Consider the following 24,009-nt stretch of genomic DNA (forward strand, 5'->3'; position numbering starts at 1 on the left):
AAAATAGCTCATAATACTAATAATTTGCTGGATACCGTGGACAAGCCACGGTATGACAATGAGTAAATAAATGACCAACACAAATAATTACCGAATCATCGCAAAGAGGGTTATTTCTAGTGAAGCAAGTGCTTTAGAAAAATTATCCGAAAATATCCCTGAAGACTTTAACAGAATTATAGAATTTTTACTATCTTTCAAAGGACGGATAATCCTAACCGGCATAGGCAAAAGCGGTTATATTGCAAGAAAAATAGCTGCTAGCTTTTCTTCAACCGGTATGCCTGCTTTTTATTTACATCCGGCAGAAGCAAGTCACGGCGATTTAGGTATGGTGACGAGAAATGATCTAGTAATTATGTTATCTAATTCCGGCGAAACTAAAGAACTATTTAATATAATTGAATATTGCAAGAACTCTTCCATAAAAATTGCTGCAATGACAATGAATAAAAATTCTACTTTAGCTAAAAGAAGCGATTTTTTATTAATAGTACCTGAATACCAGGAAGCTTCTGTAATTGGAGTTCCTACTATATCATCTTTAATCATGCTATCACTCGGTGATGCTTTAATGACTGTTATACATGAAAAACGAGGCTTTACTAAAGATGATTTTAAAATTTATCATCCGGGAGGTACAATCGGCGCTAATTTAACAAAAATTAAAAACCTAATGCGTAGCGGTGATGAAATACCTTTAGTATATGAAGATACTTCCTTTGCCAAAACTATAATTATTATGAATAAAAAACGTTTAGGTTGTACGCTTGTAACAGATAAAAACCAAAATTTGGTGGGAATTATAACCGATGGGGATTTACGTCGTCATATTAACGATCAAATCCACTTAAAAACAGCATCAAGCATTATGACCAAAAACCCTATTCATATCTCATCGGAAATATTTGCAAAAGAGGCTTTAAATTTAATGAAAGCCAAGAATATCACTAATATACCGATTGTTGATGATAATATTATTATAGGCATTATTCATATTCATGATTTACTACGCATAGGGGTTAGCTAAAATCTATGCCCTCTTCTTATAAACGGCGAAAAAAAATTTGGAAATCTGTATATCTTTTAATAACAGTTGGAATTTTATATATAGGGTATATATTAATTAAAAGCGGTTATATTAATGAAAAAAACGATATTAACGTTACAAAAAAAAGTTTAAAAGACAATAAAAATTTTGATTTAAAGTATAATATTATATTGAAAGATTCAATTTTTGAAGGAGTAAGTAAAAATTTAAATGCGTATAAGATTAAAACTGAACGAGCTATAAAAGAGTCGAATAACAAATATAAACTAGATATAATAAATGCTATTTATAACGTACATCAAGACCAAACTCTTATTATCAATGCGAAAGAAGGCTTTTTAGATGAAGAATCAAGCATATTAGATTTAAAAAACGATGTAAAACTTTTTTTTGATAAGATCATATTTAACACTAACGATGCAAGGATTGATTTAGTAAATAAGAATATAACCGGTCATTCCCCTGCTAAGTTACTTTACAAAAACTCTTCAATTACTTCGGATAGTTTTAATACAAAAGATGAAAATAATATTATAATTTTTAAAGGTAATGTCTCTACAATCATCGATTTATCGGATTAGACATCTTTCCAAACCAGCTTATAGAGAGGAATTTAAAGGAGACATGGAATGTAGCACCGCAGCGTACAAAGAAGTACTTGAGGATACGAGTACCGATTCGACGTCTAAATTACCTCTAGAAGCAAAGTTTGGAAAGATGTCTATTATTAAACTTGTTTTACTTCTTATAATTAGTAATATAATATATGCTAATGATAAAAATATTTCAAATTTACATATCACATCTGATAGTTTAATTATTGATAGAACCAAACAAAAAGCAGCATATCTTGGAAATGTTATTGTTTACTTCGATAATGCGATACTTAGAACGCAAGAATTATATATTTTTTATAAAACAATAGATGAAAAGCAAACTATTGATCATATAGTTGTCCCTACTAAATTGACTGTAGAAAGAAAAATAAATAATGAATTATTACTTGCAGATAGTGCTAAATATTTTTGCGATAATAAACAACTTATTCTACTTGGTAATGTAATATTACAGCGTGACGATAATGTTTTAAAAACTAATAAACTAATCTACTATGTAGATATTATTAAAAAATAGAGCTATTTACCGTTGGTACGTCATTGCAAGCGATTGCAAGAAGTGTGACAATCCAGAAAATAATTAAAAAAATGCTAAAGATTAATATTTTTAACTGGATTGCTTCGTCAATTACTTACGTAATTTTCTCGCAATGACGTTGGAAATTAATCCACGCAACAAAATCTTAACAAATAAAAAAGATGGACAGCTTACACGTTAAAAATATATCAAAATCCTACAAAAAAAGGAATATATTAACTGATATATCTCTGAATATAAAGCAAGGAGAGATAGTTGGTTTATTCGGTCCGAATGGAGCCGGTAAAACAACTTGCTTTAACATTATTATCGGTTTAATGAAACTGGACTCAGGGCAATTACTTTTAAATGATATAAATATTACCAACTTGCCTATTTATTTACGAGCAAGGCTTGGACTCGGCTATCTTCTTCAAGAACCTTCGATATTTCGGGAATTGTCGGTTGAAGATAATATTAAGGCTGTAGTTGAGATATCTAACAATGATAAAGAAGTAATTGAACAAAAAACCCATAATTTGTTAGAGAAGTTTTCGATAGTTCATTTAAAAGATTTATCCGCTGCTAGCTTATCAGGCGGTGAAAGGCGTAGGCTTGAGATTGCACGTGCACTTGCAATAGAGCCTAAATTTATCATGCTTGATGAACCGCTTGCCGGTATTGACCCGCTTGCTATTTCCGATATTAAAAATCTAATTACTTATTTACGTGAATTTAATATAGGTATATTAATTACCGACCATAATGTACGTGATACTCTAGATATAGTCGACCGTGCTTATGTTATTTTTGAAGGTAAAGTATTATTAGAAGGAAGTGCTAAGGAAATAGCAAATAGCAAGAAAGTTAAGGAAGTGTATTTAGGTGAGAGCTTTAGTTTCTAGACTATGCAAATTCGTCATTGCGAGCGACTTGCAGGTGTTGTTGCATGGATTGTTTTATGTCATCCCCGCCTACGCGGGGGTAACATCGAGTAGGTTTTCCGAGCCATGCAACAAGGCTCTTTTGTAGGAATGACATAAGAGCCATGTAATAATATTCAAAACAGTTTTCTATGCAAATTAACAAAGAAATTTTTAGGGCTTATGATATAAGAGGCAATAGCCTTAAAGATTTAACCGAAGAAGTAGCTTATAAAATCGGCTTTGGTTTTGCCGAGATGACTATAACGAAAGATAACGATAAAATCTGTGTCGGTTTAGACGGTCGGCTTAGCTCCCCTACCCTTTGTAAAGCTTTAGAACTAGGATTAACTAATGCAGGGGCTGAAATCATAAATATTGGCGTAGTTCCAACACCAGTTTTATATTTTGCCGATAAACACTTTACGCCCGCCGGTAGTATTATGGTCACGGGGTCACACAATCCTCGTGACGATAACGGCTTTAAAATACTACAAAACGGTAAACCTTTTTTCGGTGATCAGATACAGGAGTTATTGACTAAGATTTTGGATAACTACTCCAATACCACACCAGCATCCCCTTATGTCATTCCTGCGAAAGCAGGAATCCATAATATACAATCTAAATACCTAAAACGTATTTTAGATGGAATAAACATTAATCCAAAATTAAAAGTGGCTTGGGATTGCGGCAATGGAGCAACCGGCGATATTGTTGAAGAACTTAAAAAGCATCTCTCAAACAAGAATATAATCATACATAGTAAGATTGACGGGAATTTTCCAAGTCATCATCCTGATCCTACAAATCCTGCTAATTTGCAGGAGTTAATAAAAGTGGTTAAAGAACAAAATTGTGACCTTGGTATAGCTTTTGACGGTGACGGTGATAGAATCGGCATTATAAGCTCAAGCGGTAAAATATTATTAGGTGATCAAATTTTATGCATTTTTGCTGAGGATATTTTAAAGGAAAATCCAAACGCAACTATAATAGTTGATGTAAAAGTCAGCCAATTTATAGTCGCTAAAATAAAATCATATGGAGGACATCCTATCATATGGCGAACAGGTCATCCTTTTATTAAAAGCAAAATGCTTGAGACAAAGGCTTTACTCGCTGGCGAAATGAGCGGGCATATATTCTTTGCCGATAAATATTTTGGTTTTGACGATGCAATTTATGCAGCTCTTAGATTTTTAGATTTACTTAGTAGATCAAGTAAAACTCTAGATGAGATAATAGAGGATGTACCGAAAAGCTATAGTACACCGGAAATTAAAATTGTTGTTCCTTCAGAGTTAAAATTACAAATTATTAAAGAGATTAAAGAAAAATCATTAGAAGAGAAAATAGAGTTTAATGATATAGACGGTGTACGGGTAAATACTGCACATGGTTGGTGGCTCTTGCGTAGCTCTAATACCGAATCTATTATAGTTGCAAGGGCTGAATCAGATAGTAAGAATGGTTTAGAGGAAATAATCACTATAATTAATAAATATCTTGAAAAATACGGGTTATTAATTAATTGTTAACACATTATTGCTTTCTAAAATATTATTTTATATATTTTTCTTACATTAAATTAATATAAAGAAAAATAATATGTTAAAAATCTCAAATATCAATCACTCATTTGTTGATACTAAATTAGTTACAATAACGCCAATAGGTGTAAATACATTAAATATTAACATTGAGGCACCATTAGTAATAAAACATAAAGACCTTGAGCCTAATGATAATCCTCTTAACAGTGACGTAGCCGCATCTAACGGTTTAAATAGTCTGACCATTGACTACAGTGATGCGGGCTTATTTAGTGGTCCAACTATTAGTTATGACAACAAACTTGGTACAATAACATTTAGTGGACCAGCAGATAGTAATGCTAATACTGACACTTTAGGAAATACTAATGAAACCGTTTAAGGGTATGAGGTCATTCCTGCTAGGCGTTGTTACATGGATAGGTTTTTCCGTCATTGCGAGAAGTTGCGTTAGCAACGATGCGGCAATCTCATAAGATAATATAAAAAAACTCCTGAGCTTGCCACGCCAGCATAAATGCTGGCTTGCAATGGCGATACAAGTTTGTATTTTTTAGTTAAACAAGTGACAAAGAAAGAAATATACTCAAATGATTTGGAGAATGGGAATGTAAAACGAGGAGCGAGTACGCACAGCTTATATTTAATAGGTGATCCGAAGTTTTGCAGAAACAATTCTTCAAAGCAGAAGAGTATAATTATATTATGCGGGCCGACTGCTAGCGGGAAGTCTTATTTAGGTCATGAACTGGCTAAAGCTTATAACGGCGAAATCATTAATATCGACTCAATGCAGGTTTATAAGGAAATTTCTATTATTACCGCCTCCCCTCCGAAAAGCTACAAAACTGAAATCTTGTATCACTTATATAACTTCTTATCAATGACAGAAGATTTCTCGGTAATAAAATATCTAAAACTTGCGACAGAAAAAATAAAAGAAATAACCGACAGGGGTAAGCTACCTATATTAATAGGTGGAACGGGTTTATATATTAATTCTTTAGTTTTTGGCTATAATAATATTCCTGATATATCAGAAGATTTACAAGCACAGGTAAGAAATTTACATGTTAAAATAGGCAATATAGAATTATGGGGTAAATTAGAGAAGTTTGACCCGCTTGCTGCTTCTAAAATAAACCAAAATGATACTCAGCGTTTAATTAGAGCTTATGAAGTATTCATGCAAACCGGTAAATCTATTTTTTCTTTTCAAACTTTGCCAAAAGAACAAATCTTATCTGATTTTAATTTCAAAATTATTTTCTTAAATCCTGAGCGAAAGTTTTTATATAAAACATGTGATGAGCGTTTAGATAAGATATTTAAAGAAGGGGCAATTGACGAAATAGCTTTAATAAAAAAGCAATTTGCTCCTAAAGATTATACGAATTTGAAAGCTGTAGGGATAAAAGAAATTTTAGCTTATTTAAACGGCAATCTCACTTTAGATGAGGCTTTAAATGCAGCTCAAATACGAACCCGTCAGTATGCTAAAAGACAAGTTACTTGGTTTAAAAATCAGATACAAGATAAAATCACATTGGAATATGCTAACCAAGAAGAATTTACTCAAACTTTAAAAAACCCTTTTAAAACTATATAGCTTATCTACGTATTGCTTCTTTCTTTTTATTATTGGAAATAGGAGTAATGGAAAGTGTATTTGTCTTAGGTCCTACAATATTAATCTTACTATTTAAATTTGAGACGATACTTTGTGCTTCTTTTAATACATCAGCCGGAACTTTATTTTCTAATTCTGGTTTCTTATCAGATTTTTGATTAAAATAACCAACTCCTGCTTTAACAACATTTAGTATTTGTTTAATAATATTCAGTGCTTGTCCTTCTTTCCAAACTAAACTACCTATACTAGTAGCAACATTAATATATTTTTTATTTTCAATATTTTCTAAGATTGGAATCAGCTTATTCAGTTGATTGAGCATAGGTGTTAGTATACTATATAATTCTTTCTTATCGAGCTTATTTATACCGGGTACATCTTTTAAAGTTTTATCTAATATACCTGTAAATATTTCCTTATTATCGTTTAAATATTTTTTGATCTCGGGATTATCTTTAGTTAACATTACCAATTCTTTAGCTATTCCCGTATAATCACCTTTAACAAATCCATCAAAAACCTTTTTTAATTATGCAGGATTATCAAGTAATATAGGCATTACATTCGTAAGTTTTGTAGTATCTTTTGTTTCTAGTCCATAATTTTCAAGCTGCTGTTTATAGTGTGGCTATTTTTTTCATCTTGCTCTAAAATGCCTTTAATTAAATTATCGAATAAACCCTCTTTACTTTGCTCTACTAACTTAAATGAAGGTTCGTTAAAAGCAGTAATTACACGGCTTGTTACGGTCATATCATCGCCTTTATTTATATCTGTAATAATAGCATGTGCAATTTCCGGTTTTGACATAACTTCACCTACTATACTAAGCATTTGTTTATCGAAATTATATTCTTGCGTTATGCTTTGTATATTCGGAGTATTTTCAATAATAGCTGCGGCAATATCTGGTAAGACTGTTTTATTATCAGCAAAAAAACTTTTTAATTTATCGTCACCCGCTACCTTTTCTAAAGATTTCTCACGAGCCACTATTACTCCTTGATTTGCATTCAGAGTATCAAAAATCTCTGTTGTTTCAGGCATTTTATTTAATAAAGTAGGAATAGTATCTACATCAACTTTATAGCTTTCAAAATATTCTTTTAAGAAAGGTTTAGCTTGTTCTTTAGTTTCTATTAAGAAACCTTCTATAATTATTTATTTTTCAGGAGATAATTTATTAAACCTTTTTAGAGCATTAGGATTGTTTATATTTTCAGCCAGCTCTTGTTTAAACTCAGGATGTTTATTAAATATTTTTATAACTTTTGCATATGTGTCATTTACTTTGAGGTTTTTGTAATATATCATCAAAAGCTTTTATATAGTCGCTTGGAAGTATTTCAGTTATGTAATTCGCAATATCGTTACCTTTTTCATTAAAAAATTTTCAGCAATTTTTATCCGTGGATAACATTCCTAATGTTTTAGAAGTTACTTTATTCATAGTCCGGTACTTCTTGCTTTATCTCAAGTGCAATTTCTTGAAAGCTTTTAAGTACAGCATCATTTTTAAAACATTCTTTTAGTATTTCGAGTCCCTTTTCATCTAAAGCACTCTTATCTTGAAATTCTCTAAAACCTGCTTTTGCTAAGATTTGTCCTATTTTTGGTAAATCATCGGAATGCTTTTTTAGAAAATCCTATATTTCGGATTTTTCAAGAACAGATTTTTGAAACTTTGAATCAAGATATATATCAGAGGAGCTTGCAAGTTTAACAAGATTATAACTATTTACGGGATTAGTGAAGGCAAACTTCGCACCTTTTAATAATGCTCCTATACTAACTGGTAATATTTTTTCTTTGGAGATGCAAGGTCATAAATAAACCTTGTCAATGCCTTTCTGCATCAGTAGAAGATAATGTCCTTTTAACAGTTTTATTAAAATTCTTTAATTTAATATCTTTAATGGAATTTGTAACTGCCGTAAAAATAATGAAATATATTTAATTACATAAACATTAAATTATCTTAAAATTGATTCAAAGAAATAAATTAAGCACTATTTATATTACATAATATGGTAATTAAATCAATTTGATCTAAGATTTATGGAGTTATCTGTGTATTTGTTTACTTTTTGTAGGTAATGATGCGTAAGTATGTGATTTATCGTGATTATCTACTACATGCACTTTACTATCTAAATTTGAAACTATATTTTTTGCTTCTTTTAAAACATTTAATTTATTAATATTTTCGAACTCATTTTTAAAGTTATCTTTTAACTGTTCATTGAAGATTTCTTTTGGTAAATAAATTCCACCGGTAATAGTGCCTACCCCAGTATATTTAGATTTAGAATATAAAGTAGAGGCAATATTGCTTGCTAACTTTTCTAGATTTTTTGGCTCTAAAAAATTATTTATATTATCAGGATTTTCTTTAGAATATTCAGAAATGATAGGTTTTAGCATCTGATTTATCATGTAAAAATCTTCACCTCTATTATCACCTTTATCAAAAAGTTTTTGTGATATTTTCGCGCTTAAAATATTTGCCAATAAATTACTCTTAATATTTTATTTATTTGCAATATTTTCATATAAAGGGTTCAATATTTGTAATGGAGAATTTACATGATTTGTAATATGTTTATATTGATTTGTTCTAGGAGTAGCTAGGTTAGTAACCATATTCATAGGTAGTGAATTTAGTTTTTCTATAATATAGTCTTTAATCGTTTGATTTTCTTCATATAATCTTTTTACTTGTTGAGCAAAATTTTTTTTACTAAGTACATTTCTTTTTCCTTCAGCTTGTATTTGTAAAAATAATTTATCAATTGCCTTATCAATTAATTTTGCTTGTTGTTCTTTAATTAGTTTAGGTACTAAAGGAGGGATAGCCTTATCAAGATTGTAAGTATCAGTAAGTAGCATTAAATTATCAGGTAATTTAGCCTCTGCTAAATTAATATTTTTAAAATTACAATCTTTTAAAGAAGTGACTTTAGTTAAATCTGCATTTTTTAATGATACGCCTGAGAAGTCGAGATTAGATAAATCACCTACTAATATAGCTCCCTCTAAGCTGAATTTTCCATTTTGTATTTTATGTAAATTATTTCTAAGAGTAATTGCATCTATAGTTTTATCTTTAAAATCTTGTGATGGACTAAATACGTCTTTTAGTTTTTCAGTAGCATAGCTAAAACCTGCTTTTATAATATTCGGCAATTGCCCTTCCAAATAATTTGTTTTTTGAGCTAGATTATATATAGCACTAGCAGCCTCACGATAATTACTTTTTTCAACCTCTTCTATAACTTTAACTAATTCATTAGGATGGTTTAACATTGATGGAAGTACATTATATAATTCTTTCTTATCAAGGTTATTTATACCTGGTATTTCTACTAAAGTTTTATCTAAAATACTTATTTCTCTATTATTGTTTAAATATTTTTTAATTTCAGGATTGTCTTTAGTTAAAGCTATTAACTCTTTTGCCATTCCCGTATAATCACCTTGAATAAAATCTCGAAAAACCTTTTTTAATGATTCAGATTGATCAAGTAATATAGGCATTATGCTCGTTAGCTTTGTAACATCACTCGCTTCCAGACCATAATTTATAAGTTGTTGTTTTATAGTTTGGCTATTTTTTGCATCTTGTTCTAAAACTCCTGTAATTAAATTATCAAATAGACCTCCTTTACTTTGCTCTACTAATATATCTTTTAATTTAAATGAAGGATCATTAAGGGCGGAGATTATATTACCGGTTAAACTCATATAATCGCCTTTATTTAAGTCTGCAATAATCTCATGAGCAACTTCCGGTTTTGACATAACTTCGCCTACAATACTAAGCATTTGTTTATCAAAATTATATTCTTTTGTTACGCTTTGTACGCTAGGAGTATTTTCAATAATACCTAAAGCAATATTTGGTAAGATTGTTTTATTATTAGCAAAAAAACTTTTTAATTTATCATCACCAGCTACCCTTTCTAAGGATTTCTCAAGAGATATCATTACACCTTGATTTGGAGCATTAAGAGTATCAAAAATCTCTTTTGTCTCAGGCATTTTATTTAATAAAGTAGGAATAATATCTAAAATTTTAAGATCAATTTTGTAGGTTTCAAAATGTTCTTTTAAGAAAGGTTTAGCTTGTTCTTTTGCTTCTTCTAAGAAATTTTCAATAATTATTTGTTTTTCAGGAGATAACTTATTAAATCTTTTTAGAGTATTAGGATTGTTTATATTTTTAGCCAGTTCTTGCTTAAAATCAGGCTGTTCATTAAATATTTTTAATAAATTTTTCTTTTCGGGTTTTTGTAATATATCATCAAAAGTTTTTATATAATCGCTTGGAAGTATTTCAGTTGCTCCTGTACGTATGTATTTCGTAATATCTTCACTCTTTTCGTTAAAGAATTTTTGGAAGTTTTTATCGGTAACCAGCATATCTAAAGTTCTAGAAGTCACTTTATTCCAGTCCGGTAGCTCTTGCTTTACTTCAACTGCAATTTCTTGAAGGTTTTTAAGTACTTGTTCATTTTTAAAACATTCTTTTAGTATTTCGAGTCCCTTTTCATCTAAAGCACTCTTATCTTGAAATTCTCTAAAGCCCGCATTTGCTAAGATTTGACCTATTTTAGGCAAATCATCCGAATGTTTTTTTAAAAATTCCCATATTGGAGATTGTTTAAGAAGTGATTTTTGAAATTCCGGATCAAGATATATCTTAGAAGAGTTAGCAAGCTTAACAAGATTATAAGTATTTACAGGATTAGTTAAAATAAATCTTGCTCCGAGTAATATCGTTCTTAAGCTTATACTCTTTGAAGATGATAAGTCCTGAATTGCACTCTTTAGTACTTTATTAGCATTAGAAGAAGATAAAACTTGTTCTACAACTTTTTGATAGTTTTTATTATTTATAACAGCCATAAAATCACTCGCAATGTTTAAATATTCTAAATCTATTTTAAAAAATTTTTAAAAATAAAGATCAGGTATTTTTAATTTTTTGTTATTGTTGTTGTTAATATTTATACTTCGACACAACATGTTCAGCATAAGTGCTATCTGAGTATATTATTTAGCCTCCGCTGTGGCGTCCATCTCAGTGAATACTTCTTCCCATGAACCGGTAGTCGCTGCTTTTGAATATTCAGTTGTTCTATTTTCAAAAAAGTTCGTATGTTCGACTCCGTTTAGCATTTCATCAAGCCAAGGAAGGGGGTTATGATTTACCAAATATACATCTTTGAGTCCTAGCTGCATTAAACGACGGTCGGCAATATAACGAATATATTGTCTTACTTCATATGCCGTTAATCCCTCAATACCGCCAACTTCAAAAGCAAGTTCAATAAAGGCATCTTCAAAATGCACAATAGTCGTACAAGCTTCGTAAATACGTTTACGTAAAGTTTCTGTCCAAACTTCAGGGTTTTCTCTTACAAAAGTCTTAAACAGAGTAATAATTGAGTTAGTATGAAGTGTTTCATCACGCACTGACCAAGCAATAATCTGTCCCATACCTTTCATTTTATTAAAACGAGGGAAATTAAGCATGATCGCAAAAGAAGCAAATAGCTGTAATCCTTCAGTAAAAGCTCCAAATACTGCGAGTGTAGTTGCTATATCTTCTTTGGCATCCACTCCGAATTGCTGCATATAATCATACTTGTCTTTCATTTCCTTATATTTAAGAAATGCTGAATATTCTACTTCCGGCATACCTACCGTATCAAGTAAATGTGAATATGCCGCGATATGTACCGTTTCCATATTAGAAAATGCTGATAACATCATTAATATTTCAGTCGGTTTAAATACTCGTGAATAATGCTTCATATAGCAATTATTCACTTCAATATCTGCCTGTGTAAAAAAACGAAATATTTGCGTTAATAGATGTTTTTCCCCTGGAGTTAAGTTATATTTCCAATCTTTAACATCGTCGGCAAGCGGTACTTCTTCCGGTAGCCAATGAATTTTTTGTTGAGTGTGCCAAGCTTCATATGCCCATGGATATGAAAACGGTTTATAAATTGGACTTGCATCAAGTAGTGACATAATTTTTCTTCTTTTAATTTTTCTATTTCTTCTTTTGAAAGCTTAGTATATTTAATTATTTTCTCTATCGGCTCATTATCCGCTAACATTTCTTTTGCTATTTCTGTATTTCTTCTAGTTTCTCCAATTTCAATACCCTCAGCTTTCCCCTCATTATATTTACTTTTTTGATTTAACTCTTCTGTTGGAGTAGCAAGCATCGCTTTAATATAATTATCATATTCTGCTTCGCTCCAGTTAAATTATTCAATAGTTTTATAAACTGATAATGCTATTTTCATCTTTTGTATGTTGCGGGGGTTCTTTTGCTCTATCGAATTTAGCCATCATATATAACCAATCATTTTCTAAGCTTTCTAACTCATCTGCTTCTTTGGTAAATTTGTCTAATTCAACAAATACGCAAGCATTTAAGTTGATGCTTACCGTTGCCGACATTAATAGTTTGATGATAGCTAATACATTCTTTTTCCTCGGGCAATGCCTGAAATCCAGAAATAATTACTACCATTACTACAGGAGCTAGATCAACATATTCTTTTCCTCTTTTTAATTGCGAAGAAAATGCTATACAACTGTAAAATGGTACTCTTGCTAAAGAAGCATCGGCATAGCCGTTTTGCATCTCAACAATATAAATATTGCCGGAGTTATCTCGAACTTGTACGTCTACTATACTCCTTTTATTCTGTCCTAAATCCGGCGCTTGTTCGTTTGAAATATACTCAAGGTTGATAATCCTTAACTCTTCAGGTAACCTCATAATATATTGAGAAAGCCTAGTCACCTTGTTTTATCCGTAAACAATTTTTTAAATGCTACATCATTTGTTGGGTCTAAATATCTTTGCATAGTTATACTTACTGACAAGCTAAGCATTCTTCGTAGTTACCGGCTTCTGCTAACTTATCGTTTTGTTCCTCTAAATCTTTAAAATCGGCCTTTAATACGTCATGCGAGACCTTATCGGCTCGCTGTATTGATGTCGATCGACAGTAATATAAACTTTTTACTCCTTTTGTCCAGGCTTTAAAATGAATATTATTTAAATATTTCTTACTAACATTCCCCGGTAAAAAGATGTTTAAAGATTGTGCTTGCGTAATGTAAGGAGTACGATCGCTTGCCAGTTCAATTAGCCAATTCTGATCAATTTCGTAAGCGGTTTTGAAAACCTGTTTTTCTTCTTCGGATAAAAATGTTAAATGTTGTACTGATCCTTCATGTGTTGCAATCGAAGACCAAACTTGATCATTATTAAATCCTTTCTCCTCTAATAACTTTTCTAAATGTTTGTTACGCACGTTAAAAGAACCGGTTAAAGTCTTTTGTACAAAGCTATTAGCGGCAAACGGCTCTATTCCGGGTGAGGCATTACCTGCTATTACCGAAATTGAGGCGGTAGGTGCTATTGCGGTTTTATTGCTAAATCGTTCATTACTTCCTGCATCTAGAGCATCAGGACATGCTCCTTTTTCTTTACCGATTTCTATTGAGGCTTTATCAGTTTCAGCAGATATATATTCAAATATTTTTTTATTCCAAACTTTTGCCATAACCGATTCTATCGGTACTTTTTTCATTTGCAAAAATGAGTGGAAGCCCATTACGCCAAGTCCAACGCTTCGCTCACGTAAAGCCGAATATTTAGCTCTTGCCATAGTATCCGGTGCTTTATTAATAAAGTCTTCTAAAACATTATCAAGGAACAACATAATAGAATGGATAAATTCTTTATCGTCTTTCCACTCTTCGTAATACTCTAAATTTAAAGAGGAAAGGCAGCAAACAGCAGTTCTTGACTTTCCTAGATGGTCAATTCCCGTCGGCAATGTAATTTCGCTACAAAGATTAGACATTTTAACTTGAAGCCCTAATTTTTTATGATGCTCAGGGATAGATTTATTAACACTATCGATAAATAACAAGTAAGGCTCACCTGTTTCTATTCTAGTAGTTAATAACTTAACCCATAAATCTCTTGCTCTAACTTTATTTACGACTTTTTTGGTAGCAGGACTAACAAGGTCAAAATCCGTATTGTTTTCAACTGCTTTCATAAATTCATCGGTTATAGCTATACCGTGATGAATATTAAGAGCTTTACGGTTAACATCCCCGCCTGTCGGACGTCTTATATCGATAAATTCTTCAATTTCAGGGTGATTAATAGGCAAATATACAGCCGATGAACCTCGTCTAATAGAACCTTGCGAAATAGCAAGAGTCATAGAATCCATTACTTTAATAAACGGTATAATACCAGATGAATGACCTTTATCACGAATCCCTTCATTAATAGCACGAACATTACCCCAATAACTGCCAATCCCGCCACCGCGTGCAGCAAGCCAAACATTTTCTGTCCATAAATTTACTATATCGTCTAAGCTATCATCGGTCTCATTCAAGAAGCATGAAATAGGAAGTCCCCTATCCGTTCCGCCGTTACTTAAGATTGGTGTTGCTGGCATAAACCACATTTTACTCATATATTCATATAACTTCTGAGCATGCTGTTTATTTTCGGCATAATAACTAGAAACTCTTGCAAATAAATCTTGAAAATCCTCACCTTTCATAAGATATCGATCTCGCAGAATAGCTTTACCGAAAGGAGTAAGTAAATTGTTATGGTTGTTGTTTATAGTGATTTGAAATTTATTTTTTTTAAACGTGTTCATTATAGGTACTAATGGGGTTGTAGGATTTATAATGCTTATTTTGAAAAAATGACACCATATTCAGTGTATAGAATCTTCACTTAAGTAGACACGAGAATAATAATTTATTCAATATAAATATTTATTTTTTTTTAGATTTTTGACTTGACACAAATCACTCTTGATTACTATATAGAATAGTTTGTACAAATATTATACCTTCTTAAGGCACAAACAGCCTTATCCTGCGGAAGTAAGGCAACGTTGCGTGGTTCCCGGTTGCATTTTCGCGTAGACATAAGTTTAAGGATCGATTCCATCTCTGTCATCTCACGATCAAGTCACAGCGTAACAGAAGGAAAGCCGATCCATGCAACAAGACCTTATCTATACGGGAATAACGTTAAATACATTCTCTATCATTCGTATTAAGAGACCTATCGGTGTAACCTCATCCTTATATTCAACAATAAACGATGCAACAAACGTGGTGTGTCGGCTACTATCCAATCAACTTCTACAACATAATATCCTGGCTCTCTATCTGGAAAAGTTACTTCAATCATTTTAGAAGGAACTAATGTATGATCCCAGTAAGGAAATTGATCAGAAAGTTCACTATAAATTTCTTCTAAATCATCGTGTTTCAGTCTATTTTCAAAGGTAAACTCTGCTTTTGTCATTTGCACTATATAACCGCAAGTTTTATGTGATACAGTATAATCCCATGCTATTGTAAGTTTTTTCTCACCTTCTAATGGTATAGTTTATCCAGTTAAACGTTGGATCTTTTAATTCCGCTCTTATTTCTTCATTAGTAGCATTTACCCAATCTGTATCATCTGTACGCCCACCATTAAGAATATGCCCATCTAGCGGTAGCGGTTCCCCTGCGACATCATTTCCAAAACGCTCATCACTCCCTTTCCCTGTTTCAAATTCGTTAAGTTTCCACTCTTCATCTATTAGCTTCTTATCTACACAAACTTTTCCCATTGTGTAAAGCGGGAATATTATTCGACCATGTTTTGGAGTTGGTGGATTGTGTTGTTCTTCATTTTTCATAAATTCGACCTTTATTTAAGTTAAAAATATTAAGTAACTACAAAATACTAAATGTAGTTATAGTAATATAAAACTTAAATTGTTTTTGATATTATAATAAAAATACAGCTTCATAATACTGGACAGCAATGTCTAGCACCCTAGGAGTCAATCCATGCAAGCAACAAAGTTAGAACCTAGGCTGAAGCATTTTGATTTTAAAGATTTTTTATTATATAGCCATGGCTGAGTTACGGTAATAGTGTCTTGAAACGTGCCGGCAGCAGCAAGAGGTTGTGACGGCAGACGTGCATATACGGTATAGTTTTTTGTGACCGGTTCAAGACCTAGTGTATAGCTATTGGTAAATGTTACAGTACTACTAGTACCGTTACCGAGGATTTGAGTAAAACCAGCATCTTTATACAAATTATAATTCAGCTTACGTACCCCATTAATCATATTTCTTGGGTTATAAATATTAGCAGCTCCTGTACTAAAAGTTACGGTATAGCTAACAAGTAGTGATAATAAAACACCACAAGTAACTGAAGCAGTAACGGAAGTTGTGCTAATGGTACCGACATTAAAACTACCGAAATTTACGGTTGGAACTGACGGATTACATGTTGCAAGTAACGCCATAGCATTTCCTGACATAATCATGTTGATTAATAATATTATTATTGATTTCTTGACATTGCTTAAAAAGAATTTGTCATACCGTGGTGGTCAAGCCACGGTATGACAACGGAACGTTTTTAGTCCACACAGGAGTAACAATAAAGTCTTCATTTGCATATTGCTTCGCCTAAATCAATTACAGGGTCATTTAAATCTCTATTAACCGGTACGCTAAAATGACAGCATTTATTATTCTCCGCATTCTCGTCACAAATAGAACCGTTTAATACTTCAAGATCTTTAATATATATCTTACCGTCATAGCCTACAAATATTTCTTCATCTAAACCTTCAATACTCACGTACTATCAAATACTGTCATTTCAATGCTTTTAATTATTTTAATATTAAAGTCTAATAATACCGCTGATTTTGTTCTTGGAACAACTTTCAAAGCAATTTCTTCAAACTCTGTATTAAGAGGTAGATTTTCATCGTCTAGTCTTATTTCGGAAGGAACATACGGTGTTAAGTTAGGTACAAGCATTTTACCTTTATCATCGGTATCACCCGCTATTATTATAAACCCCGACATTCTTTAAACTATTTACTTTAATCAAAGCAAGACCTCCGTTAATCGGTCTTGTCTTATAATAGCTTTTATCAATAGAGAAAATTCCTCCTTTGATATTAAACTGTTTCATTATTTCGGTATCATTTTTCTGCAGATAAACTCCAATATCATTATTTTTACCGTTACGGTTAACTTGTACATTGTAATTTGTAGCTTTAGCTTTGATCAGGTTAGCATTATATCCCCATCCCATATTTGAAGTAATCGGCGAGGAAACACCAAGTTGCTTTGTATGATATTTATTTTGATATAAATCGGTCAATGAAATGCTTTTATTGGAATCTAAATTTAAGTTAAATGGTATATAGGCAAAATTATTTTTACGTTTACTGTTTAAATCGGTACCTATAGTAAAACTTAAGAAACCTTTTTTAGTAATATTTCTTTGATAAGTTGATGATAATATATTTGAGCGTTTACCTTTTTGCATTGTGTTATTTACGACAAAAGACAAAAAATTAACACTTATATTACCAAAATCGGTATTACCGCAACTAGCTGAAATCTGATAATTTAAACTTGAGAAAATTTTATCGGGATCGTTATATACGTCCTGATAATTACTATTATTCCAATCTAAATTACTATTAATATCAAAATATTCCGATTCATAAGTATAGCCGCAATTAATTCTTTGACAGCGACCGAAATTTTTGATATTATTTGCAGCTGAAATGCCTAGAATAAATTTCCGATTTTTAAATTATTACCCCTACTGCTCCATTATTTTTTAAAAATTCAAAATGTCCGCCGCTTGTTAAATAATCATTCATACCAAGCATATAATCAGTATTTAGAACTAAATATTTATAAGCACTGCTATATATAGTAAAATCTTGTCTTTGAAAACCTGCTTCGTAAGAGAAATGTGAAAGCCCGGGACGTAATAAGCTCGGTGATGCGTAATAAGGAATAGTAATTGTCTAAACTTTACCGGTTATATCTTGCGTTTTAACTATTAAATCACCTATACCGGTGATAACCGGAATATTGGTTATATCAAAATCCCCCATATGAGCTTTAGCATTATATATAGGTATACTATTTGAAAATATCTCTATACTGCTTGGAAGTTCTGATTTCCCTCTAAAATCCAGTAACGAATAGGTAACTAAATTCGGTCTAACTGCAAAATTAGTAGTATACTGAATACCGGCAAATCTAGTTGAATTAGACCAAGAAGACACTTTAGTTATGCTATTATCCCCTACCCACCAATTAGTCATCTTATCCACATTCTCATATGTCCAATTTGTGTCTAAACGTGTAAATTTATTTTGGTTTTTTGTGGTATTTGTGATTTTAGAAAAATTTGATTTAACGGCTTCAGTTTGAAATAAGAAACTATAACTATACACCGTGTTCAGTGAAATAATTGAGTTCCTCTACTCCGGCTAAATAATTAATATCATCATTTGGACTAAGAGTCACATCATAGTTTAAATATACCCCACTAATAAGTTTAGTATCGACGTTCTTCATAGGACCACCTGAAGCATCAAATGATTGAGGTTGAATTTTTCTGCTGGAAAAGTAATATTTCAATCTAAATTCTCAAAGTTTAAATCATATTTAGTACCCTCAAGCAAATCTAAATTAATATATGCAGTATCATGATAATTCACTAAACCCTGCTTAAGATAATCTTCTTGAACATCAAAATGTTCTATATCTTCAAGAGGAATTAAATAATGACCTTGAGCGTTTTGCACTATAGTCGGCAATATATCGGTTTCGGTATAATTAACTTCTAATGAAACCATCAATTCACTCTCATCCGCAATTTCATTAGCGCTATTCTCAAATTCTACTGCTAGAGGTAATTGGGGCAATAACCCTAACTCCTGATCCTCATGTACGTTTGTATCCGCTGCGATTCAAGGCGAAATATCACCAAGAAATTCAGAGATAACTCCACCTGCAAAACTCACCGGTATAAAAAAATAATATCTATAAAAACCGATATTATTGTATTTAAAAAGCACATTGCTTTAATTTATTTAGTTTTAAAGATTTTTAACCTGATATTGTTATAGCTATACTATGCTGAACAACAAGATCTACGGTGGAGGTAACACTATTCTCTAACTTCACTCTACGAGGTAATTCTTTTATAAAAATTCTATAGTCTTTTGTTTTAGTAGAATAATTCTGTGTGTTTTTTAAAGCTACCCGTATCAATTGTATTTTACCATCATGTAAGGTAAATGTTATCGGAGTTGCCACTAAATCTTTAGTTTCTTTATATTCTTCTATACCATCTGTATATGTACGCTTTAAACGAATTAATTGAAACTTTTTAGGTGCATAATCATTATTTTGCACCGTCATAGTTGCTATTCTATTACTATATATTGACAGGTACGATAGTGGCACTGGCAAAAGAATTAAAAGTCAAGAATATAGATAGGATAGGTAGAAATCTTAAAAAATATTTATATCAATATGCCACGATTATTGTAATTGTATCATTATAAGTATCGGAAGGAACATTTGCTCCTTGAGGTATTTTGCCGTATATTGTGAGCGTTTGATCTAGTCCTGTTCCCATTCCCCAGTCACTTGATTGATTTTCCCCAATTCTGCGTTCTCCCTGCATGGGAGTAAAGATTATAAGGTAAATAACTATTAGTGTTAACAAGACCAGTCATTTTACGGGTACTAGTTGTAGCAGCAGGTGCAGTACCGGCATTTAATGAAACAGTATAATTAGTACCTAAAGTACACTTTGATTATAATTGTATTTGTTTGCAGAGCATCGACATACGTACCGAAAGCTAAAGGAGTAGCCGAACTATACAAGACGGTAAAACCATCGCACTAACAAGGAAAAAAGCATTAGCGGAGGAGGCAAAACTATTGCCCGTACTTATAGTTAAGATAATAAAACCGATAATATTTCGTAGAATCTTAATTTTCATAATTTATTATAAAAATAATTAATTTCTATTATTAATCTTTTACAAAGTTTAACGATTTTACAAGGCTAGTTTAAGAAATGGTTATATTTAAATATGAATTGATGATATGTGCCCCACAGAATTTGTTTTGGTTTTTCTTTAAATTTTATTTTTTACATTAAAATATAATGAATATAACCCAAATTAGCTATAAATAGATTCTTTATATAGGAAAATTACAAACAGATAAAGAATCTATTATAATTACCAAAAGCGATAGGGAAGTAGCACAAATATTACCTATAGATACTAAAAAAATCTCATTATTCGGTATGCTACAAAACAAAACCGAGATAAAAGCGGATATATTAGAACCCGTAGAAGAAAAGTGGAATGCAGCACAACCTTTAAATGCATCTCGTCTAGTATAATATCCGACAGTTTTTAAAAATCCCCCTGCGAAAGTGTTGGATTTCTATAAATATACTCACATAACCATTGATTATTTTCTCAATATCCAATAAAATCCTTTTTAAAATTTAAATATAAAAAGTATGTATAATACTGATGTTGTAATAATAGGTGCCGGTCCGGTTGGATTATTTGCAGTTTTTCAAGCAGGAATGCTTGGTATGAAGTGTCATGTTATTGATGCACAAGAAGTTATCGGCGGTCAGTGTATTACCCTATATCCTGAAAAGCCTATTTACGATATACCGGCATATCCTAAAATTGCAGCAGAAGAGCTAATAAAACAGTTAGCACTTCAAGCAGCTCCTTTTAACCCTATATATCATTTAAATCAGCAAGCTATAGAGCTAAATAAACAAGATGATTTTTTTGAAATTAAAACCTCAAAAAACACTCTTATTAAAAGCAAAGTTATTATTATTGCAGCAGGAGCAGGTTCATTCGGTCCAAACAAACCGCCCCTTGCGAATATTGAAGATTTTGAAAGCAAGTCAGTTTTTTATTTCATCAATGATAAAAGCAAATTTGCGGGTAAAAATATAGTTATAGCAGGCGGCGGGGATTCGGCTGTTGACTGGGCTATTTCTCTTTCAGATATTGCAAATAAAATATATTTAGTACATAGGCGGGATAAATTTACGGCAGCTCCTGAAAGCGTAAGGCAATTAAGGCATATTGCAGAAACCGATAAAATCGAGTTAATAACCGGTTATCAATTAAATGCTTTAGATGGTAATAATAGTGAACTTCAATCGGTTATAGTTAAAGATTTACAAAATAATACTCGCAAATTGGATGCCAATATATTACTACCTTTTTTTGGGTTAAAACAAGATTTAGGTAGCTTAGCAAATTGGGGTTTAAATGTTAAGCTTCACCATATTGAAGTAGACTCTTCCTATTATCAAACTAATATAGAAGGTATTTACGCCATTGGCGATATTGCTCATTATGTTGGTAAGCTTAAGCTGATTCTTACGGGTTTTGCTGAAGCGGCAAGCAGTCTTCATCATGCTTATAGTAGAGTATTTGACGGCAAGGCTCTACATTTTGAGTATTCTACTACCAAAAATACGGGGAAAAGAAGTAAGAGCGTGACTAAATAAAGAGATCGTCATTGCGAGCAACCGTAGAGAACGTGACAATCTCATGAAACAATAACAAACTCCTGAGATTGCTTCGTCAATTACTTGTAATAGTTGAGATTATATCTTACATTTAGTAAAATAAATTAATTATTAAATGGAGATGAAAAATGAACTTAAATCAAAAAATAATAAAGCCAAAAATAGGGTTACTAGAACTAGCTAAGAGTCTTGGTAGCATATCATCAGCATGTAAAGCGATGGGCTATAGTAGAGATAGTTATTACAGATTTAAAGCACTGTATGAAACTGGTGGCGAAGAGGCATTATATGAAATTAGTCGAAGAAAGCCAATAATAGCGAATAGAGTTGATCCAGCGATAGAGAAAGCAGTAATGGATATGGCAATAGAATATCCAGCATATGGTCAGCTAAGAGTATCAAATGAGCTTAAGAAGAGCGGTATACTTGTATCGCCTGGAGGAGTGCGATCAATTTGGTTACGTAATGATTTAAACAATATCAGTAAAAGGCTTAAAGCATTAGAAGCAAAGATGGCTCAGGATGGTATTGTTCTTACTGAATCTCAATTACAAGTGCTAGAGGAGCGTCGTAATGAAAGAGAAGCTCATGGAGAAACTGAGACGCAGCATCCAGGTTATCTAGGATGTCAGGATACGTATTATGTAGGTAATTTCAAAGGTATAGGTAAGGTTTATTCTCAGGTATTTATTGATAGCTATACTAGGGTAGCTGATGCTAAACTATATACTGATAAAACAGCTTTAACTGCTGCTGATATGCTTAATGACCGCGTGTTACCATGGTACGAGACCCAAGGGATACCAATACTTCGTATTCTTACAGATCGTGGGTCAGAATATAAGGGGAATATAGAGCATCATGCTTTTGAGTTGTTTCTAAGTATCGAAGGTATAGAGCATACTACAACTAAGGCATATTCTCCCCAAACAAATGGTATGTGTGAGCGTTTTAATAAAACCATGAAACAAGAATTCTTTGATACAGCTATGCGGAAAAAGATTTATACAGATCTTGATGATTTACAATTAGATCTTGATATTTGGTTAGAGCATTTCAATAATGAGCGACCACATTCAGGAAAATATTGTTATGGAAAAACTCCTATGCAAACTTTTAAGGATAGTAAAAAATTAGCTGTTGAAAAGAATAATGAAATCTTGTATCTTGAATACGTCTCTGACAGTCAAAATGTAACTGACAATCAGGTGCAAAATTTATAGTGTCTGTAAGATCAAATCTTGACTTCTACAAATTACTTACGTAATTTCCTTGCAATGACGTTAAAACTGAACGGAGACAAAAATAAGAGTGAATAATATAATTGACGGTAAAGCATTAGCCAATGAGATACTAGCAGACTTAAAGCTAGAAATTCAAGAACTTACAAGCCACACCAACGCTTCACCGAAGCTTGCTATAGTCCTAGTAGGCGATAATCCGGCAAGCATTATTTATGTAAGAAACAAAATAAAAAATGCACATAAAATAGGAATTTATACTGTATTAATAAATCTATCTGCTACTATTCATACTAATGATTTAATATCAAAAATCAATGAGTTAAACCTTGATAACGAGATTTCAGGAATTATAGTTCAGCTTCCTTTGCCAAGCTCCATAGATAAAAATAAAATTTTATCGGCAGTATCACCTTCTAAAGATATCGATGGTTTCCACCCTTTAAATGTCGGTTACTTACATAGCGGAATTAGTCAAGGCTTTATTCCCTGCACTGCTCTTGGTTGTCTTGCAGCTATAAAAAAATACGAACCTAATTTAACCGGTAAAAACGTTGTAATTATTGGACGCTCAAATATAGTAGGCAAACCTTTAAGTGCTTTACTGTTAAAAGAAAATTGCAGCGTTACTATTTGTCATTCTAAGACACACAATTTACGCTCTATTACTTCTAAAGCCGATATTGTTGTTGCTGCAATAGGCTCACCTTTAAAATTAACTGCAGAATATTTTAATCCTGAATCTATAGTAATTGATGTAGGCATTAATAGAATTAGCAGCAATAAAATTATCGGTGATGTTGATTTTGAAAATGTTCAGTCTAAAGTACAATATATTACTCCCATCCCAGGCGGCATCGGACCGATGACTATTGCGTTTTTACTTAAAAATACGGTTAAGGCATTTAAGGATTCCTTATATACTCTTGATACGTAAAAAGTAGATAGACGACGCCAATTTTTCAA

The 24,009-nt window shown here is 31.9% G+C and carries 24 protein-coding genes and 4 pseudogenes; 11 read left to right on the forward strand and 17 right to left on the reverse strand.

The features are described from left to right. Positions 1-70: 70 nt before the first annotated feature. From RPR_RS00300 to miaA, 7 genes are all read left to right on the forward strand, one after another. The gene (locus RPR_RS00300; protein ID WP_012736363.1) at positions 71-1,030 is read left to right on the forward strand and encodes an SIS domain-containing protein; all 960 of its coding nucleotides are present in this window, start codon (positions 71-73) and stop codon (positions 1,028-1,030) included. Positions 1,031-1,035: 5 nt separating this feature from the next. Further along, positions 1,036-1,632 (forward strand): LPS export ABC transporter periplasmic protein LptC, encoded by a 597-nt coding sequence (lptC, locus tag RPR_RS00305; protein ID WP_012736364.1) that lies wholly within the window; start codon positions 1,036-1,038, stop codon positions 1,630-1,632. A gap of 136 nt (positions 1,633-1,768) precedes the next feature. Next, entirely contained in the window at positions 1,769-2,185 is a 417-nt protein-coding gene (locus tag RPR_RS00310; RefSeq protein WP_410526305.1) for an LptA/OstA family protein, read from the forward strand. Between the two features lie 182 nt (positions 2,186-2,367). Further along, a complete protein-coding gene (gene lptB / locus RPR_RS00315; RefSeq protein ID WP_004995684.1) occupies positions 2,368-3,090 on the forward strand; it encodes an LPS export ABC transporter ATP-binding protein in 723 nt (240 codons plus the stop codon). Between the two features lie 170 nt (positions 3,091-3,260). Further along, positions 3,261-4,649 (forward strand): phosphomannomutase/phosphoglucomutase, encoded by a 1,389-nt coding sequence (locus RPR_RS00320; RefSeq protein WP_012736366.1) that lies wholly within the window; start codon positions 3,261-3,263, stop codon positions 4,647-4,649. A 70-nt stretch (positions 4,650-4,719) separates the two neighbouring features. Then, complete coding sequence (locus tag RPR_RS00325; RefSeq protein WP_012736367.1) at positions 4,720-5,046, forward strand: hypothetical protein; 327 nt, start codon at positions 4,720-4,722, stop codon at positions 5,044-5,046. 135 nt (positions 5,047-5,181) lie between these two features. Continuing rightward, entirely contained in the window at positions 5,182-6,273 is a 1,092-nt protein-coding gene (miaA, locus tag RPR_RS00330) for a tRNA (adenosine(37)-N6)-dimethylallyltransferase MiaA (protein WP_085065578.1), read from the forward strand. A 172-nt stretch (positions 6,274-6,445) separates the two neighbouring features. On the opposite strand, the pseudogene RPR_RS08785 reads toward miaA, so the two are convergent. The 17 genes and pseudogenes from RPR_RS08785 to RPR_RS09845 all read right to left on the reverse strand — a co-directional run. Further along, positions 6,446-8,214, reverse strand: a pseudogene (locus RPR_RS08785) (hypothetical protein); the annotation flags it as partial. 147 nt (positions 8,215-8,361) lie between these two features. Beyond that, positions 8,362-11,205 (reverse strand): annotated as a pseudogene (locus tag RPR_RS00350) (pentapeptide repeat-containing protein). A gap of 147 nt (positions 11,206-11,352) precedes the next feature. Beyond that, positions 11,353-12,339: a ribonucleotide-diphosphate reductase subunit beta gene (locus RPR_RS00355; RefSeq protein WP_004995690.1), complete on the reverse strand. Its 987-nt coding sequence runs from the start codon at positions 12,337-12,339 to the stop codon at positions 11,353-11,355. Between the two features lie 255 nt (positions 12,340-12,594). Further along, positions 12,595-12,777, reverse strand: a complete 183-nt coding sequence (locus RPR_RS08790; protein ID WP_228368860.1) for a hypothetical protein — start codon at positions 12,775-12,777, stop codon at positions 12,595-12,597. Then, positions 12,731-13,126, reverse strand: coding sequence for a PD-(D/E)XK nuclease family transposase (locus RPR_RS08410; protein ID WP_187145792.1), 396 nt, complete (start codon positions 13,124-13,126; stop codon positions 12,731-12,733). The genes RPR_RS08790 and RPR_RS08410 overlap by 47 nt, the downstream gene beginning before the upstream one ends. Positions 13,127-13,199: 73 nt before the next feature. Continuing rightward, the gene (locus RPR_RS00365; RefSeq protein ID WP_012736369.1) at positions 13,200-15,023 is read right to left on the reverse strand and encodes a ribonucleoside-diphosphate reductase subunit alpha; all 1,824 of its coding nucleotides are present in this window, start codon (positions 15,021-15,023) and stop codon (positions 13,200-13,202) included. Positions 15,024-15,439: 416 nt separating this feature from the next. Further along, positions 15,440-15,694, reverse strand: a complete 255-nt coding sequence (locus tag RPR_RS00370) for a chitin-binding protein (protein WP_343230981.1) — start codon at positions 15,692-15,694, stop codon at positions 15,440-15,442. A 55-nt stretch (positions 15,695-15,749) separates the two neighbouring features. Next, on the reverse strand, positions 15,750-16,067 hold the full coding sequence (locus RPR_RS00375) for a hypothetical protein (protein WP_012736371.1): 318 nt from the start codon (positions 16,065-16,067) through the stop codon (positions 15,750-15,752). 147 nt (positions 16,068-16,214) lie between these two features. Continuing rightward, entirely contained in the window at positions 16,215-16,712 is a 498-nt protein-coding gene (locus tag RPR_RS00380) for a spore coat U domain-containing protein (RefSeq protein ID WP_187145793.1), read from the reverse strand. 125 nt (positions 16,713-16,837) lie between these two features. Then, complete coding sequence (locus tag RPR_RS00385; RefSeq protein WP_085065581.1) at positions 16,838-17,032, reverse strand: hypothetical protein; 195 nt, start codon at positions 17,030-17,032, stop codon at positions 16,838-16,840. Further along, positions 17,029-17,265 carry a fimbria/pilus outer membrane usher protein gene (locus RPR_RS00390; RefSeq protein ID WP_085065582.1) on the reverse strand — a complete coding sequence of 79 codons (237 nt, stop codon included), beginning with the start codon at positions 17,263-17,265 and terminating at the stop codon, positions 17,029-17,031. Before RPR_RS00390 ends, RPR_RS00385 begins: the two co-directional genes overlap by 4 nt. Continuing rightward, positions 17,237-17,734, reverse strand: coding sequence for a hypothetical protein (locus RPR_RS08795; protein ID WP_228368861.1), 498 nt, complete (start codon positions 17,732-17,734; stop codon positions 17,237-17,239). The genes RPR_RS00390 and RPR_RS08795 overlap by 29 nt, the downstream gene beginning before the upstream one ends. 493 nt (positions 17,735-18,227) lie before the next feature. Then, entirely contained in the window at positions 18,228-18,530 is a 303-nt protein-coding gene (locus tag RPR_RS00410) for a hypothetical protein (RefSeq protein ID WP_187145808.1), read from the reverse strand. Between the two features lie 124 nt (positions 18,531-18,654). Beyond that, on the reverse strand, positions 18,655-18,786 hold the full coding sequence (locus RPR_RS00415) for a hypothetical protein (RefSeq protein WP_012150834.1): 132 nt from the start codon (positions 18,784-18,786) through the stop codon (positions 18,655-18,657). 59 nt (positions 18,787-18,845) lie between these two features. Further along, positions 18,846-19,136 (reverse strand): hypothetical protein, encoded by a 291-nt coding sequence (locus RPR_RS00420; protein WP_228368862.1) that lies wholly within the window; start codon positions 19,134-19,136, stop codon positions 18,846-18,848. Positions 19,137-19,320: 184 nt separating this feature from the next. Then, positions 19,321-19,635: a fimbria/pilus periplasmic chaperone gene (locus tag RPR_RS00425; RefSeq protein ID WP_012736373.1), complete on the reverse strand. Its 315-nt coding sequence runs from the start codon at positions 19,633-19,635 to the stop codon at positions 19,321-19,323. A 109-nt stretch (positions 19,636-19,744) separates the two neighbouring features. Then, positions 19,745-20,021, reverse strand: a pseudogene (locus RPR_RS09845) (spore coat U domain-containing protein); the annotation flags it as partial. Positions 20,022-20,422: 401 nt separating this feature from the next. Between RPR_RS09845 and RPR_RS08805 the strand changes: the two are divergent. The 4 genes and pseudogenes from RPR_RS08805 (at position 20,423) to folD (ending at position 23,980) form a co-directional block, all read left to right on the forward strand. Further along, complete coding sequence (locus tag RPR_RS08805; protein WP_228368902.1) at positions 20,423-20,635, forward strand: type II toxin-antitoxin system Phd/YefM family antitoxin; 213 nt, start codon at positions 20,423-20,425, stop codon at positions 20,633-20,635. 123 nt (positions 20,636-20,758) lie between these two features. Further along, positions 20,759-21,765: pseudogene (locus RPR_RS00445) on the forward strand (NAD(P)/FAD-dependent oxidoreductase). Between the two features lie 165 nt (positions 21,766-21,930). Beyond that, positions 21,931-23,025 carry an IS481-like element ISRpe1 family transposase gene (locus RPR_RS00450; RefSeq protein ID WP_012736375.1) on the forward strand — a complete coding sequence of 365 codons (1,095 nt, stop codon included), beginning with the start codon at positions 21,931-21,933 and terminating at the stop codon, positions 23,023-23,025. Positions 23,026-23,113: 88 nt separating this feature from the next. Further along, entirely contained in the window at positions 23,114-23,980 is an 867-nt protein-coding gene (gene folD / locus RPR_RS00455; protein ID WP_012736376.1) for a bifunctional methylenetetrahydrofolate dehydrogenase/methenyltetrahydrofolate cyclohydrolase FolD, read from the forward strand. Positions 23,981-24,009: the final 29 nt, after the last annotated feature.

It is taken from the genome of Rickettsia peacockii str. Rustic (genome assembly GCF_000021525.1).
GTDB lineage: Bacteria > Pseudomonadota > Alphaproteobacteria > Rickettsiales > Rickettsiaceae > Rickettsia > Rickettsia rickettsii.

Excerpts from the sequence above, each read along its gene's own strand:
- RPR_RS00300 (WP_012736363.1), top strand. The coding sequence starts at position 71 with ATGACCAACACAAATAATTACCGAATCATCGCAAAGAGGGTTATTTCT.
- lptC (WP_012736364.1), top strand. The coding sequence starts at position 1,036 with ATGCCCTCTTCTTATAAACGGCGAAAAAAAATTTGGAAATCTGTATAT.
- RPR_RS00310 (WP_410526305.1), top strand. The coding sequence starts at position 1,769 with ATGTCTATTATTAAACTTGTTTTACTTCTTATAATTAGTAATATAATA.
- lptB (WP_004995684.1), top strand. The coding sequence starts at position 2,368 with ATGGACAGCTTACACGTTAAAAATATATCAAAATCCTACAAAAAAAGG.
- RPR_RS00320 (WP_012736366.1), top strand. The coding sequence starts at position 3,261 with ATGCAAATTAACAAAGAAATTTTTAGGGCTTATGATATAAGAGGCAAT.
- RPR_RS00325 (WP_012736367.1), top strand. The coding sequence starts at position 4,720 with ATGTTAAAAATCTCAAATATCAATCACTCATTTGTTGATACTAAATTA.
- miaA (WP_085065578.1), top strand. The coding sequence starts at position 5,182 with ATGCTGGCTTGCAATGGCGATACAAGTTTGTATTTTTTAGTTAAACAA.
- RPR_RS00355 (WP_004995690.1), bottom strand. The coding sequence starts at position 12,339 with ATGTCACTACTTGATGCAAGTCCAATTTATAAACCGTTTTCATATCCA.
- RPR_RS08790 (WP_228368860.1), bottom strand. The coding sequence starts at position 12,777 with ATGTCGGCAACGGTAAGCATCAACTTAAATGCTTGCGTATTTGTTGAA.
- RPR_RS00365 (WP_012736369.1), bottom strand. The coding sequence starts at position 15,023 with ATGAACACGTTTAAAAAAAATAAATTTCAAATCACTATAAACAACAAC.
- RPR_RS00375 (WP_012736371.1), bottom strand. The coding sequence starts at position 16,067 with ATGAAAAATGAAGAACAACACAATCCACCAACTCCAAAACATGGTCGA.
- RPR_RS00380 (WP_187145793.1), bottom strand. The coding sequence starts at position 16,712 with ATGATTATGTCAGGAAATGCTATGGCGTTACTTGCAACATGTAATCCG.
- RPR_RS00390 (WP_085065582.1), bottom strand. The coding sequence starts at position 17,265 with ATGTCGGGGTTTATAATAATAGCGGGTGATACCGATGATAAAGGTAAA.
- RPR_RS08795 (WP_228368861.1), bottom strand. The coding sequence starts at position 17,734 with ATGCAAAAAGGTAAACGCTCAAATATATTATCATCAACTTATCAAAGA.
- RPR_RS00410 (WP_187145808.1), bottom strand. The coding sequence starts at position 18,530 with ATGACTAATTGGTGGGTAGGGGATAATAGCATAACTAAAGTGTCTTCT.
- RPR_RS00415 (WP_012150834.1), bottom strand. The coding sequence starts at position 18,786 with ATGAAGAACGTCGATACTAAACTTATTAGTGGGGTATATTTAAACTAT.
- RPR_RS00425 (WP_012736373.1), bottom strand. The coding sequence starts at position 19,635 with ATGACGGTGCAAAATAATGATTATGCACCTAAAAAGTTTCAATTAATT.
- RPR_RS00450 (WP_012736375.1), top strand. The coding sequence starts at position 21,931 with ATGAACTTAAATCAAAAAATAATAAAGCCAAAAATAGGGTTACTAGAA.